Source organism: Colwellia sp. F1 (genome assembly GCF_056238625.1).
This window is the reverse complement of sequence record NZ_JBWDLI010000019.1, coordinates 1-14803: the sequence shown is the minus strand read 5'-3', so window position 1 is coordinate 14803 and position 14803 is coordinate 1. Positions and strand designations below refer to the sequence as shown.

The window sequence follows — 14803 nt, the reverse complement described above, 5'->3', positions numbered from 1 at the left end:
CCCAGGTACTTTTGAACAATTTGTTAATAGTAACCAAGCATGGCTTTAGTTACAAAGCTATTTTTCATAAATTTCCTACTAACGGCGCAATTAACTTGCTAATAACTCTTTTGCATTGGCTAAACTATGCTCAGATATTTTATCACCAGCCAGTAAACGTGCTATTTCTTGGACGCGGCTTTGTTCACTTAGTTCCGTTACTTTTGTTTCTGTGTGTTCACCATCGGTTAGTTTACTAACAAAAAACTGTTGATGTCCTTTACAAGCGACTTGTGGTAAATGGGTCACACAAATTACTTGCGTGTTTTTTGCTAACTCTTGTAGTTTACTGCCAACCCTAGCTGCCGTAGGGCCACTTATGCCCACATCTACCTCATCAAAAATTAGGGTAGGGGTCACCACTTTATCAGCTAAAATAACTTGCATAGCTAAACTTATCCGCGATAGTTCTCCTCCAGATGCTACCTTGTTCATTGCTTCCAACGCCTGGCCTGGGTTTATACTTACTTCAAAAGCCACTTTATCGACACCATTAGCTGACATACCGGCACTATAACTAGCACTTTCGCTAGGATTAACTTCCTTGGCACGGTTCGTGTTATTAAGCCGAGTACTGGTTGCGTTACTTGAGTCAATTGCAATGTTAAATTGGCCATGGGGCATATTCAGCGCTTGCATGTTTTTACTAATTTTTTCGCTTAATTTCTTTGCTGCTTTTTTTCTAGAGATGGTTAAAGCTAAAGCACAGTCTTGGTAGCTTTGTTCAGTTTTTACAATAGCTTCAATAATATCATCAATCCTTGACTCATCATTTGACATCTCACTTAACTCTTGCACCAGTGCTTGATGAAAACTTACTAATGTTTCGGGCGATAAACTGTGCTTTTTAGCGAGTTGTAATGCAGTTGAATAACGCTCTTCAATTAAAGCGTATGCTTGAGGATCTAATTCCAGATCTTGATAGTAATGTCTAAGGTCAGCAGAGGCTTCTTCAACTTGCAAAACAGAGTCGTTCAGCATAGTGGCAACATTGGCAAGCCTTTTATCTAGGCGGGCAAGTGCGGCAATGTTTTCACTGCAATGCCTTAAGGAGTCTAGTACGTTAAAACTGTCACTTTCGGCTAGGGTTTGCAATGACTGTAGTGTTGTGTCAAGTAAGTCTTGCGCGTTAGCGTGGCGCTTATAATCACTTTCTAATGTTTCAAATTCACCTGCTTGTAGGGAAAAGTCGTTAAGTTCATTAACTTGATACTGCAACAATTGTTGCTGGGCTTCACGTTGCTGCTTATTTTGCTGTAATAAAGTTAGCTCTTTATTTAACTTATGCCACTGTTGATAGTAATGTCTCACTTCGTCAAGTAGTACTTGGTGGTTGGCGTATTCATCAAGGAGTTTACATTGTTGGCTTGACTTAACAATAAGCTGATGATCATGTTGTCCATGAATGTTAATCAGTAGTTGCCCTACTTCTTTAAGTTGTACTAGGGGCACTTGACTACCATTGATGTAGGCTTTAGAGCGCCCCTCAGCCGAAATCACCCGCCGCAAAATGCACTCACTGCTAGGCTCTATTAAAAGGTCATGCAGCTTTAGCCATTGTTGTGCACTTTTATTCTTTTTAATCTCAAACGTGGCGGCAAGTTCCGCTTTGTTGCTATTAGGGCGAACGACATTGGTTGTTGCTCTATCGCCTAAACATAAACCTAATGCATCGATAGCAATAGACTTACCCGCACCCGTTTCACCGGTAATGGTAGTCATACCGGCTTGCCAGTCGATATCAAGGGATTTAACAATGGCAAAGTTTTGAATATTTAGATGTAAAAGCATATGTTACCACGTAATTTACTGTGTAAATGTATACCTGTTAATTTATACAGTAAAATGGTTTTGTGCAAATGTTTTTGTTAATATTTCTGCTATTATTGAGTGTTGTTAAATATTAAATAATTTTTTCAATTAGTTAATGCATAGTACACAGTAAAACATAATTAATATAGTTTATTACCCCAGCCCAGTTTACAGCGTAATACGTTAAAATAATCATGGTCGAGTGGGTGCACTAAGCGTATTGTATAAGGGCTTTTTTTAATAATAACTTCATCACCTGGCATAACGGCCAAAATAACATGACCATCACAACTTACTTGTAAACTCTCTTGGTTTTCATTGGCAAGTATCAGCTTAATTTCACTATCGCCATCAACCACAATAGGCCGGCTGGTAAGAGTATGAGGAAACATAGGGACTAAAGCTAATGCATTTAAATTGGGTGTTAAAATAGGGCCGCCAGCTGACATAGAATAAGCAGTTGACCCTGTTGGTGTTGCAATAATTAACCCGTCTGAGCGTTGGCTAAACATGAAAGAATTATCAATGTGCACTTCAAACTCTATCATGCTCGCGACTTTGCCCGCATGTAAAACAGCTTCATTTACTGCACTGTTAGCACTTTTTAGCTTGCCATGTCGGTAAACTTCAGCTTCAATAATGAAGCGTTGTTCACAGCGTGATTTACCATTTAAAATATCCATTAACGGGGGGATGATATCATCAGGAGATAAGTCGGTTAAAAAGCCTAAATTACCTCGGTTAACACCAATAACAGCTATGTTATAACAAGCCAAAACGCGGGCAGCGCCAAGCATGTAACCATCACCACCAACCACAATGGCAAGATCAGCCTGTTCACCAATTTCAGTCAGTGAGCTAATAGTCATATTGGTAATGGTTACGGTATTGGCAACTGAGGTTTCTACTAATACCTTATACTCATTTTCAATTAAGTATTGATGTAGTGCTGCTATGGTAGCGTTTGCACCTTGATGGTTAGGCTTACCAATTAGCCCAATTGTTTTATAGTGTTGAACCATTATAATGTCATCATTAATTTGTTTAATCGGTTAAGGGAAGTTTCCCTTTATTTGTATGGCTTGTAAAGTTTGTATTTGATATTATTCTTTTAATTTATGATTAAGGCTAGCGATCAACCTTTGCTTTTACAACCTTGGTTTTATATAAGGGAGTAGGTTTATCTCGCAACCTTTTATTAATCAGCCTTAACTTGGCTCCTTTTATATCAATTAATTTATTCAAATTGTTATAAAAGCTTGAATAGCGAAAGCTTGTCCCCATTATTAGTTTCATTGCGTTTTTATTATTGTAAAGTTACTAAGATTTAATTGGAGTTTTTTATGACTACAGAGTCAACAAAATCAGAAGAGCAGTTATCAGCAGAGCAATTAGCGGAAGAAGTTGTGCAACAAGCTGAAGAGCAAGTGGAAGAGCAGCATGAGCATGCCAATGATGCTATTAGCGCAGAGCAAGAGCGTATTAATGAATTAGAGCTGAGTTTAGCAGCGGCGCAAGCAACGGTTACTGATCAAAAAGATTCCGTTATTCGCGCTAAAGCTGAAGTAGACAATATTCGTCGTCGCTCAGCACAAGATGTTGAAAAAGCGAAAAAATTTGCTTTAGAAAAATTTGCCGGTGAGATATTGATCACAGTAGATAATTTAGAGCGAGCTTTACAAAACATTGATAAAGACGATGAAAGCAATGTTGCTATCATTGAAGGCGTTGAACTGACTTTACAAGGTTTAATATCTTCATTAGAAAAGTTTGGAGTCAAAGCCGTAGACCCTCAGGATCAACCATTTAACCCAGACTTACACCAAGCCATGTCTATGCAAGAAGTAGAAGGGGTTGCACCTAATACTGTTGTTGCCGTCATGCAAAAAGGTTATGAGCTAAATGGCCGTTTAATTCGCCCTGCAATGGTAATGGTGTCAAAAGCAGCCCCCAGTGTTAACGAAACAGCATAACGTCTAAAGTAAGCTATTATTAATTTAGTATTGAAGTTTTTAAAAAAGCCAAGGTATTTACTTGGCTTTTTTTTGTCCAATAAAGTTGGTTATCATCAGTAGCAAAAAAGTAATAGCGGCTTAGCCTATTATTTACGCTATCGCTCTTCTTTTTATTAAAAAGAGTTATTCTTCCACCTTGAGGTATTGTAATTTGTTGGCAACACCATCCCATTCTTTTGCATCAGTTGGGGCTGCCTTTACCTCGGTAATTCTTGGCCATATTTGCGACAGCTGGGCATTTAATTCAACAAAGCCCTTTTGCTCCTCAGGCACCTCATCTTCTTGAAAAATGGCACCAGCGGGGCACTCAACCGGGCATAAATCGCAATCTATGCAATCGTCAGGGTTGATCACAAGAAAATTTGGTCCTTCAAAAAAAGCGTCAGCGGGGCATACCGCAACGCAATCTGTATATTTACAACGAATACAATTATCGGTGACAACAAAAGCCATCATTATTCCTTTGTTCTGTTTTGGTAGATCATACCTTGCTTTTGGCTAAATACAATATTTTGTGTGAATTGCCACTAACGAAAAGCATAATTTACTAGACTAGTCATTAGTCATATATTTCAATTGGTATGGTTCTCAGTATCAGGTAAAATGCACAGATAAACTACTTACCTTTCTCATTCTGGATTGCAAATCATGTTGCGTTTAACCGATATTAAATTACCTTTGGACCATTCAGCTGACGCTATTGAGCAGGCCATTTTTGATAAGTTGGCTATTACTAACGCTGAATTAGTGAACTTTACCGTGTTTAAGCGCGGTTATGACGCGCGTAAAAAAAGCAATATAGTCCTTATTTACACCTTAGACGTAAAAACAAGCAAAGACGACGAATTACTCGCTAGGTTTAAGGGCGACTCGCAGGTTAAAATAACGCCAGATATGGAATATAAATTTGTAGCGCAAGCACCTGAAAAACTTAAACAACGCCCTGTGGTCATTGGTATAGGGCCCTGCGGATTGTTTGTTGGTTTGGTGTTGGCTCAAATGGGGTTTAACCCTATTATTTTAGAGCGAGGTAAAGAGGTAAGAGAGCGCACTAAAGACACGTTTGGCTTTTGGCGTAAAAAAATATTAAATACCGAGTCGAATGTACAATTTGGTGAAGGTGGTGCGGGTACTTTTTCTGACGGGAAACTCTACAGCCAAGTAAAAGACCCTAAACATTATAGCCGTAAAGTGCTGCATGAATTTGTTGAAGCGGGCGCACCAAGTGAAATTTTATATGTAAGCAAGCCCCACATTGGCACGTTTAAGTTAGTGACCATGGTTGAAAAAATGCGTGCTAAAATTATTGAACTGGGCGGTGATGTTCGCTTTGGCGAAAGAGTAGAGCAAATTCATTTTGAGCATGATAAGAGTATCAAATTTGATCAAGACGAACTAACTGACTTTAGCGCGAAACAAGTCACAGGCCTAACATTAGCCAGTGGTGAGCATATTGTAACGCAGCATATTGCGCTGGCCATCGGTCATAGCGCAAGAGATACCTTTAAAATGCTTTATAATGAGGGAGTTTATATAAAAGCAAAACCTTTTTCAGTGGGCTTTCGTATTGAACATGAACAATCAGTAATAGATGAAGCACGTTTTGGTAACCATGCCGGCAATGCCATTTTAGGCGCTGCCGATTACAAGCTGGTGCATCATGCCAGCAATGGGCGCAGTGTTTATAGTTTTTGTATGTGTCCCGGTGGCACAGTCGTCGCCGCCGCATCAGAAGCTGGCCGGTTAGTAACAAACGGGATGAGTCAATACTCGCGCCACGAGCGTAACGCTAATAGCGCTATTGTTGTTGGTATTGATCCTAAAGACTTTAATCAAGGTAAATTTGCAGCTAAAGATAACACTGTACTAGCTGGTATTGAATTTCAGCGTCGCATAGAAGAACAAGCCTTTAGCATGGGCGGTGCAAACTATGACGCGCCGGTACAGCTTGTAGGAGATTTTTTGGCAGGTAGACAAAGTGGCGAACACGGCGGTGTTACTCCATCATACAAGCCAGGGGTCGTTTATTGTGATTTAAGTGACGCTTTACCTGATTACGCCATAAGCGCCATTCGAGAAGCATTGCCGGCGTTTGAACGAAAGATCAAAGGTTTCTCTATGGATCAAGCTATATTAACTGCGGCTGAAACACGTACGTCTTCACCGATTCAAATTACAAGAAATAAAGAAACACTACAGAGTTTGAATGCAAAAGGTTTGTACCCAGCAGGTGAGGGAGCCGGTTACGCAGGCGGCATTTTATCAGCAGGTATTGATGGTATTAAAGTAGCCGAAGCAATGGCATTAGCCATGTTGACTGAAGTATAGACGAGGCTTTTTACTTTTTAGCTGTGTGGGCATGGTATTCGCCTCAGTCTCAGGTAATAGGACAATAAATTCCTCACCACCCCACCTTGCTGCAATATCACCAGAGCGTAATATTGTTGATAAAATTTACGAAAACTGCGCTAGTACTTTATCGCCAACCATATGGCCAAATTCATCATTAATTTGCTTGAAAAAATCAAGAACTATCATCAAAATTGCCGAAATACCTTCTTGCCGAGCCACATAGCTCAAGTGATCTATTAACGTCGACATAAAGTAATGACGGCATAACAGTACAATAAATATCAAGCCAGCCCCAATAGTAAGATAATAAAGCAAGGTATAATCAATTTCCTTAACAATTTGCACCTTACGCCATTTGTTTAATATGTCATTGTGTTATTTCGTTGTGATATGTCCTAACGCTTGGTTAAATTATGGCACAAAGTGGTCACTAGACTTTGTAAAGTCAATACGCAATTTATCTTGCAAGGAAATCCAGCCGTTAATTTTGAGTGCTCAAGTTAAATTGATTAATGTGTATGCTAATAGCAACTTTATCTCAGGCACGGGAAATAAAGGGCAGGGCTAACATACTTTATTTCTACCATTTTCCTTTGCTTTATATAATTGGATGTCCGCACGTTTAATCCATTTTTCAGGGGTATCATCAGTTTTGTACTCAGCCACGCCTATCGATAATGTGAGCTGTATATTAGACTCAAATTGATGTTGCGCAATAAGACTACGCAACTTTTCTGCTAGTTGTTGGGCTGAGTCTACACTCATATTCAATGGCACAATGATAAACTCATCTCCCCCGTATCGGTATAACGAGTCTAATATGCGAGTATGCTTTCTTATGATGTCACATGTGGTTATTAGAATATTGTCGCCAATCGCATGCCCGTGCGCATCATTCACTTCCTTAAAGCAATCTAAATCAATCAGTAATAAACACATAGGGTAAGTGCCCCTGCGCTGACTGATGATCAACTCAGATAGTTTATTATCAAGAGCGCGTCTATTACCTGTAGCGGTTAATGAATCAATCGCGGCGAGTTTCTCTGTGTCTACGAGCTTAATTTCATATGAACGAAATATAATAAAGGCCAAGCCTGAAGTTAATATGGTGGTAATGGATATGGTTAATACTTCTATAGTGTTGGGCTGAGTTGGTGTTATAGATAGTGCTACGGTTATTAGTGCTAGACATAAGCCTGTCGCTGGTTTTGGTGGCACTAAATAATAAAGACCAATAAAAATGGGGTACAGCCAATATATTTGGGATAGCCCTTTTACAGCAATACTCATAATGACAGCAACAGCTAAAAAGGCAGCGAGTAAATATTTGGCAAGATCAACTTTTTGGCTTATAAAAATAAAGGTAAAAAAAACAATAAAGGTAAGAGATATTACTGCATCAATAATAGCAATGGTGGTATCACCGTTGTGCCAGCGGATCAAAGCAAAGGGAAGTATCAGCAATGCAGCTAAACCACTTATAGATAACAATACAATTTCAGTGACACTTCTACTGCCTTTCATATATGCTCTGTTTGGTGTGTTTTCTCTTTGTCTATAGGCTAATTATCAAAAACTAAGTGATAATGTTTAGCCTTAATATGGCATATAGCGAAAGATAGTCAAAACATTTATTTTTACCACTTGCTAGCTGCGCTAGTTTTATCGCTAAATTATACCGCTTTTAACTCGTCACTTTTGTTACGGCACTTATCGGGTTACCACCGACTAAGGGGCAAGTGCATTTTATGATGTGATAGTGCATGCATATGCTTAATTCATTTGCTATAATCCTGAGCCTGATTTTTAGAGTGCGATTTAGCGACGAAGAGAAGCGCCTTAATATGCTTGTTTTTTACCAGCCAATATATTGCACCATTTTATGTAACAGATTGAATAACTAAGGTTTTAGTAAATGGTAGTAATAACTCTCCCTGACGGCTCACAACGCTCTTTTGATAATGCAGTATCGGTAATGGATGTCGCGCTCGACATTGGCCCTGGTCTCGCTAAAGCAACCATTGCTGGTCGGATAAACGGTAACCTTGTTGATGCCTGTGAACTGATTACACAAGACGCTACGTTGCAACTTATCACAAGTAAAGACAGTGAAGGGCTTGAGATCATTCGCCATTCATGCGCACATTTATTAGGGCACGCGATAAAACAATTATACCCTAATGTTAAAATGGCTATTGGCCCAACCATTGAAAATGGTTTTTATTATGATATTGACCTTGAAACATCAATTACCGAAGAAGACTTAGCCAAACTTGAAAAACGTATGACAGAATTAGCCCGTACGGGTTATGAAGTTGTGAAAAAAACCGGCTCTTGGCAAGACGCTTACGACGCGTTTACCGCACGCGGTGAAACATACAAACTAGAAATTCTTGATGAGAATATCGACAAGTCAGATACGCCGGCGTTATACCATCATCAAGAATATATTGATATGTGTCGTGGCCCACATGTACCAAGTATGCGTCATTGTCATCATTTTAAATTAATGAAAGTTGCTGGTGCTTACTGGCGCGGTAATTCTGACAATAAAATGTTGCAACGTATTTACGGCACTGCATGGGCAGATAAAAAGCAGCTTAAAGCGTATATAGTACGCTTAGCTGAAGCTGAAAAACGTGACCATCGCAAAATTGGTAAAACCTTAGATTTATTTCATTGGCAAGAAGAAGCACCAGGTATGGTGTTTTGGCACAATGATGGTTGGACAATCTATACAGAATTAGAAAAATTTGTGCGCGAAAAACTGCATGAGTATGATTACGATGAAGTTAAAGCGCCAATGATGATGGACAGAAGTCTTTGGGAAAAGTCAGGCCACTGGGACAAATATGCTGATGGCATGTTCACCACTGAATCTGAAAAGCGTGAGTACGCAATAAAACCCATGAACTGCCCAGGCCATGTGCAAATATTTAACCAAGGTTTAAAATCATACCGTGATTTACCTCTACGTATTGCTGAGTTTGGCTGTTGTCATCGTAATGAACCGTCAGGCTCTTTGCATGGTTTAATGCGTGTTCGCGGTTTTACTCAAGATGACGCACATATTTTTTGTATGGAATCACAAGTACAAGATGAAGTAAAAAAATGTATCGATATGGTCTACGACGTTTACGGCTCGTTTGGCTTTGAAGAGGTTGTGGTAAAGCTATCAACGCGCCCTGAAAACCGCATTGGCAGTGATGAAATTTGGGACAAGGCAGAGGCTGGGTTGGCACAAGCACTTACTGACAGTGGTATTAAATTTGAGTATTTACCCGGTGAAGGTGCTTTTTACGGCCCTAAAATTGAATTTACTCTCATGGACTGTCTAGGCCGAGCTTGGCAATGTGGTACAGTACAATTAGACTTTGCTTTGCCAGAGCGTTTAGGCGCAACTTATGTTGGTGAAGATAACGAACGGTATACTCCGGTGATGATTCACCGTGCCATTTTAGGCTCACTTGAGCGTTTTATTGGTATTTTAATTGAAGAGTACACGGGGAAATTCCCAACATGGTTATCGCCAATTCAAGTCACTTTAATGAACATTACCGATAAACAGAGCGAATATTGTCAAAATATCGTAAAAAAATTAAAAGAAAGTGGCTTTAGAGCAAAGTTAGACTTGAGAAATGAGAAGATAGGCTTTAAAATCCGCGAGCACACTTTAAAACGCGTGCCGTATTTATTAGTTGCTGGTGATCAAGAAATGGAGTCTGGCGAAATAGCGGTACGTACACGAAGTGGTGAAGATTTAGGTAAAATGTCTGTAGATAGCTTTATTGCTAAATTAACTGAAGAAGTTAAAACAAGAAAATAATAAGGTTATACAGGCTATAATAAAATTTAATCTTGCTAAGTGTTCAAATTTGTTACTTAGCAAGCAGGTGTTTTTTTTGTTTCTAAACGAAAAGGCAAAGTTGAGCAATATCAATAAAGCATTTTAATAATGAAATAAAGCTAAAAAACAATAAATAAGTAAATAAAAAAGGTTTCTGTAGGAGGAACATGGCTATTAAAGGTGGACAACGAGGCGGGCAAAAAGAACCGGTACATCGTTTAAATGAATTAATCACAGGCATCCCTGGTAACGAAGTTCGCTTAATTAAGTTTGACGGCGAAGCAGGCGGTATTGTGAGCTTAGATGAAGCAATGGACCAAGCTGATGAAGCAGGTGTTGATCTTGTTGAAATAAGTCCAACGGCTAAACCACCAGTTTGTCGTGTAATGGATTACGGTAAGTTCATCTATGAGAAAGCCAAAGAACAAAAAGAACAACGTAAAAATCAAAAACAAATTCAGGTAAAGGAAATTAAATTCCGTCCTGGTACAGATGAAGGCGATTATCAGGTGAAATTACGTAACCTGAGACGCTTTTTAGAAGGCGGCGACAAGGTCAAGGTAACATTGCGTTTCCGTGGCCGTGAAATGGCCCACCAAGAACTTGGTTTAGAGCTCCTAACGCGTGTAAAAAACGATTTAGAAGATTTAACCGTTCTAGAATTCTTTCCGCGTAGAGCAGAAGGACGTCAAATGGTGATGGTACTAGCCCCTAAAAAATAGATAATCTTTGGTTTGAAAAGTAATTTATTATGCCTTGTTAAGTGCAATAAATTCACCAATTTTATCTTTACGCTGGTAGTAAAGGCTTACAAGTAAATTAACTAGTTCATTTTGTGACAATAGTGATTTCGCCCTCGCTACTTAATATTTGGCATATACCTACCTCCATCGAGGTTAAAGGTATAAATTGAAGAGTTATTAACATGCCTAAAATGAAAACCAATAAAGGTGCTGCAAAGCGCTTTAAAAAAACAGCTACAGGTTACAAGTTTAAACAAGCTGGCTTACGTCATATTTTGACTAAACGCCGTACTAAAGTTAAGCGTCATTTACGCCCTAAATGTATGATCGCTGCATCTGACGTTAAGTCAGTTAAAAAACTTTTACGTCACGGTTAATAGGAGAAATAGAAAATGGCAAGAGTAAAACGTGGTGTACAAGCTCGTGCACGTCATAAAAAAGTTCTAAAGCAAGCAAAAGGTTACTACGGTGCTCGTAGTCGCGTTTATCGTGTTGCTTTTCAAGCTGTAACTAAAGCTGCCCAATACGCTTACCGTGACCGTCGTCAACGTAAACGTCAATTTCGCCAACTTTGGATTGCTCGTATTAATGCAGCAGCTCGTCAAAATGGTTTATCTTACAGCAAATTCATTAATGGTCTTAAAAAGGCTTCTATTGAAATTGATCGTAAGATCCTAGCTGATATTGCAGTATATGACAAAGCAGCATTCACATTCTTAGTTGAAAAAGCGCAAGCTTCTTTAGCAGCATAAGAATTGAAAAAGCTTTATTATAAAAGGACGCCACTAGGCGTCCTTTTTTCTTTTTTTTAATTATTTATACTTGTCCTTTAGCCCACTTTCTGCGTTTTAAAGTACTCACTTATTACCATAAGCTCCGTGCTTTAACCTTGAAATTGAACTAAAGTCTGTCGTAATAATAGATTACAATAGCTGTATTATATTGAATATTATTTTTTTAATGCAAAATAATATTCAATATAATTAATTTAACTGTTGATAATTAAGGTTTAAATATGAATTTAGCTGATCAGGTTTTAGCAATAAATAATGATTTACCTATCCGTACCGACAAGCCTGTTCATAGTGGTAAAGTTCGCAGCGTTTATTGGTTAACAGCAAGTGACAGTAAGCGTTTAATTGCAGAAAAAAACTATAATGTGCCTAGCGACACACCACTAGCGATAATGGTTATTAGTGATCGTATCTCTGCTTTTGACTGTATTTGGCAAGGTGAGGGTGGTATGAAAGGCGTGCCAGGAAAAGGTGCAGCACTTAATGCTATTTCAAACCATTGGTTTAAACTGTTTAGAGAGCAAGGGCTTGCCGACAGCCACATTCTAGATATTCCACATCCGTTTGTCTGGATAGTACAAAAAGCAACGCCAGTAATGATAGAAGCAATTTGCCGCCAATACATCACCGGCTCTATGTGGCGTAGTTATGTTAAAGGTGAACGTGAATTTTGTGGCATAACGTTACCTGAAGGCTTAAACAAAGATTCAAAATTGTCATCACTTTTACAAACGCCGTCAACTAAGGGGGTTTTGACAGGCATTCCTGGTGTGCCTGAAGTGGATGATGTTAACATTACCCGGAAAAATATCGAAGATAACTACGCGGCCTTTAACTTTAAATCCCTTAATGATATTGCTTTATACGAGAAACTGTTAACCGAAGGCTTTAATGTTATCTCAAATGCACTCAAGGAGCTTGACCAAATATTTGTCGATACGAAATTTGAATTTGGCTATGTAAAAGACAAAGCAGGCAATGATAAATTAATTTATATGGATGAAGTGGGCACGCCTGATTCATCACGCATTTGGGACGGTGAACAATACCGTGCTGGTAATGTTGTCGAAAATTCGAAAGAAGGTTTTCGCCAACGTTTACTGGAACATTTCCCTGACGCAGATATCTTATTAAATAAAGACCGTATGCCAGAGCGCGAAGCACTAGCGCGTGATAATTTACTCCCTTTACCAGTAATAATGGATGTTTCCAAAACCTATACTGATATTGCAGAGAAAATTACGGGAGAAAAAATTGTCTTAAGTGACAACCCAAAAGCTGAAATTGTTGCCATATTACGTGAACAGTATCAACTTATTGATTAATAACAAGCTTACTAAATAACTACTTTTATTCGTTAATAACTAACGCTGCATGGATGCAGTTTGTTAGCAATAAAAGCAAGGCAACCTATTCATTATCGACAATGCATGAACACTTTATGCTTAGTCGCGCTAAGCTGCCCTAAGTCATTAGTTTAATAACAAATTACTTATTTATGCCTACTGCATCTCCCGCTAAAATAGAGCCTCTAATCGATGCAAGCAGTACTTAAGGTTTTTTGTTGTTCGCAGTAGATTTGGCTAACAGATTATCTATTGCTCGACCAACAGCAAAAAATGCAAAGGTTGCAGTTACGTGTGTCGTAGCACCAAAACCGCTACTGCAATCTAAACGCATAGCGCCTTGCTCACCTTCGCTATTAACTTCAGGTTTTGCTAAGCATACATCTCCCGCCTCAGTTGGATAGCGTAGTTGTTCAGTAGAAAATACCGCATCAATTGCAAACTTTCTCTTACTGGCTTTGCTAAGATCTGCGCGGGGGAAGTTAAATTCACGGCGTAATTGGTTTTTAACTTTTGCCAATAATGGGTCTTGGTAAGTTTTACTTAAATCTGTGATGCGTATTTTGCTTGGGTCTACTTGTCCACCGGCACCACCAATAGTAATTATAGGGAGCTTATTGCGTTTACAAAAAGCAATAAGCCGGGTTTTTATATCAACCGAGTCAATAGCATCTATAACGTAGTGATAATCTTTATTAAGCAAGTCAGCTAAGTTTTCTACCGTGATAAAATCATCAATAACATTAACTTGGCAATTAGGATTAATTTGCTTGATGCGTTCACACATCACTTCTACTTTGCTCTCTCCTATGGTTGACGTGAGTGCATGGATTTGACGATTAATATTGGTAATACAAATATCGTCAAGGTCAATCAAAGTTATATTACCAATGCCATTTCTAGCAAGGGCTTCAGCAGCCCAAGCACCAACGCCACCGATACCAATGACACAAAAATGTGCTTGCTTTAAAGTATTTGCTCCGTGTAAGCCATATAACCGGCTAATACCACCGAAGCGTAAAGAATAGTCAGACATAATTAAGGTTAAAGATCTTATTAAATGGAAGTAGATAAATGTCGCTATTATAGCGGCTCCCTTGCGAGAGTAACATGTAATTTGTGGCACTTTTTAAACGATTTTGCTTAATGTTAAGATAAAAATCATTTTGTTTATGAATAGTAACTGTCTTTCCGCACCCAAAAATATAATAAAAAAAAGCTTGACGCAGATCGCCATATTTGATCTATTACTTATCTTTGGGTGATGGAAAAATTATGGCGTCGTATTCAACAAAAGGTCTTGATCATTTAGGTTTGGTTGCTGGCATGAACAAAGAGCTTGGTATTGCCACCTTAATTGATAAAGCACTCCCTGAACAAAGTGATGACAAGCTTATTTCTTACGGTCAACTTGTTGAGGCTATGATCTTAAATGGCTTAGGCTTTGTTGGTCGCACCTTACACATGTATCCAGAATATTTCAAAGACCGTCCTGTTGAGCGTCTTATAGGTAACGGGATCAAGGCTGAATACATTAATGACGATGCGCTGGGTCGTTGCCTTGATAAACTTTATGAAACGGGTGTATCAGGTATTTATCAAACATTATCTGCGAGTGTGGTTAAGCATCTAGAGCTACCATGCGAAGGTATTAATTTAGACTCAACAAGTATTCATGTTGACGGCAATTATGAGCATGATATCGACAGTAAAGCCGTTAAGTTAGTACGAGGATACAGCCGAGATCATCGGCCAGAGTTGAATCAAGTTGTGCTTAACCTTATCACTGAAAACAAGGCAGGTATTCCCGTTTACATGCAGGCTGCTAGTGGTAACATTAACGATAATGAAGGTT

General features: G+C 38.8%; 13 protein-coding genes and 1 pseudogene. 8 read left to right on the top strand and 6 right to left on the bottom strand.

Annotation, left to right across the window (positions count from 1 at the left end; all coding sequences use genetic code 11):
• Positions 1 to 90 precede the first annotated feature (90 nt).
• Both recN and nadK read right to left on the bottom strand, forming a co-directional pair.
• Complete coding sequence (gene recN / locus AC0UA9_RS15410; protein WP_475661326.1) at positions 91 to 1830, bottom strand: DNA repair protein RecN; 1740 nt, start codon at positions 1828 to 1830, stop codon at positions 91 to 93.
• A gap of 161 nt (positions 1831 to 1991) precedes the next feature.
• Positions 1992 to 2873 carry an NAD(+) kinase gene (nadK, locus tag AC0UA9_RS15405; RefSeq protein WP_475661323.1) on the bottom strand — a complete coding sequence of 294 codons (882 nt, stop codon included), beginning with the start codon at positions 2871 to 2873 and terminating at the stop codon, positions 1992 to 1994.
• 321 nt (positions 2874 to 3194) lie between these two features.
• On the opposite strand from nadK, the gene grpE reads away from it, so the two are divergent.
• Positions 3195 to 3824, top strand: coding sequence for a nucleotide exchange factor GrpE (gene grpE / locus AC0UA9_RS15400; RefSeq protein WP_475661320.1), 630 nt, complete (start codon positions 3195 to 3197; stop codon positions 3822 to 3824).
• A gap of 165 nt (positions 3825 to 3989) precedes the next feature.
• Here the strand turns inward: grpE and fdxA are convergent, their stop codons facing one another.
• Positions 3990 to 4319: a ferredoxin FdxA gene (gene fdxA / locus AC0UA9_RS15395; protein WP_475661317.1), complete on the bottom strand. Its 330-nt coding sequence runs from the start codon at positions 4317 to 4319 to the stop codon at positions 3990 to 3992.
• A 195-nt stretch (positions 4320 to 4514) separates the two neighbouring features.
• On the opposite strand from fdxA, the gene AC0UA9_RS15390 reads away from it, so the two are divergent.
• On the top strand, positions 4515 to 6194 hold the full coding sequence (locus AC0UA9_RS15390) for an NAD(P)/FAD-dependent oxidoreductase (protein ID WP_475661314.1): 1680 nt from the start codon (positions 4515 to 4517) through the stop codon (positions 6192 to 6194).
• Here the strand turns inward: AC0UA9_RS15390 and AC0UA9_RS15385 are convergent.
• Positions 6171 to 6563 (bottom strand): annotated as a pseudogene (locus AC0UA9_RS15385) (GGDEF domain-containing protein). The gene AC0UA9_RS15390 and the pseudogene AC0UA9_RS15385 overlap by 24 nt on opposite strands.
• A 219-nt stretch (positions 6564 to 6782) precedes the next feature.
• Positions 6783 to 7742 carry a GGDEF domain-containing protein gene (locus tag AC0UA9_RS15380; protein ID WP_475661312.1) on the bottom strand — a complete coding sequence of 320 codons (960 nt, stop codon included), beginning with the start codon at positions 7740 to 7742 and terminating at the stop codon, positions 6783 to 6785.
• A gap of 391 nt (positions 7743 to 8133) precedes the next feature.
• Here AC0UA9_RS15380 and thrS point away from each other — a divergent pair, with 391 nt between their 5' ends.
• From thrS to AC0UA9_RS15355, 5 genes are all read left to right on the top strand, one after another.
• Positions 8134 to 10044 (top strand): threonine--tRNA ligase, encoded by a 1911-nt coding sequence (gene thrS, locus AC0UA9_RS15375; RefSeq protein WP_475661310.1) that lies wholly within the window; start codon positions 8134 to 8136, stop codon positions 10042 to 10044.
• Between the two features lie 188 nt (positions 10045 to 10232).
• Positions 10233 to 10787: a translation initiation factor IF-3 gene (infC, locus tag AC0UA9_RS15370; protein ID WP_475661308.1), complete on the top strand. Its 555-nt coding sequence runs from the start codon at positions 10233 to 10235 to the stop codon at positions 10785 to 10787.
• Positions 10788 to 10990: 203 nt separating this feature from the next.
• On the top strand, positions 10991 to 11185 hold the full coding sequence (gene rpmI / locus AC0UA9_RS15365; protein ID WP_475661306.1) for a 50S ribosomal protein L35: 195 nt from the start codon (positions 10991 to 10993) through the stop codon (positions 11183 to 11185).
• Positions 11186 to 11200: 15 nt separating this feature from the next.
• Positions 11201 to 11560, top strand: coding sequence for a 50S ribosomal protein L20 (rplT, locus tag AC0UA9_RS15360; protein WP_475661303.1), 360 nt, complete (start codon positions 11201 to 11203; stop codon positions 11558 to 11560).
• Positions 11561 to 11823: 263 nt separating this feature from the next.
• Complete coding sequence (locus AC0UA9_RS15355; RefSeq protein ID WP_475661302.1) at positions 11824 to 12927, top strand: phosphoribosylaminoimidazolesuccinocarboxamide synthase; 1104 nt, start codon at positions 11824 to 11826, stop codon at positions 12925 to 12927.
• Between the two features lie 226 nt (positions 12928 to 13153).
• Here AC0UA9_RS15355 and tcdA read toward each other — a convergent pair whose 3' ends face one another.
• Positions 13154 to 13984, bottom strand: a complete 831-nt coding sequence (tcdA, locus tag AC0UA9_RS15350) for a tRNA cyclic N6-threonylcarbamoyladenosine(37) synthase TcdA (protein ID WP_475661299.1) — start codon at positions 13982 to 13984, stop codon at positions 13154 to 13156.
• A 239-nt stretch (positions 13985 to 14223) separates the two neighbouring features.
• Between tcdA and AC0UA9_RS15345 the strand changes: the two genes are divergently transcribed.
• The coding region (locus AC0UA9_RS15345) for an IS1634 family transposase (protein WP_475661296.1) at positions 14224 to 14803 on the top strand (580 nt) is incomplete at its 3' end.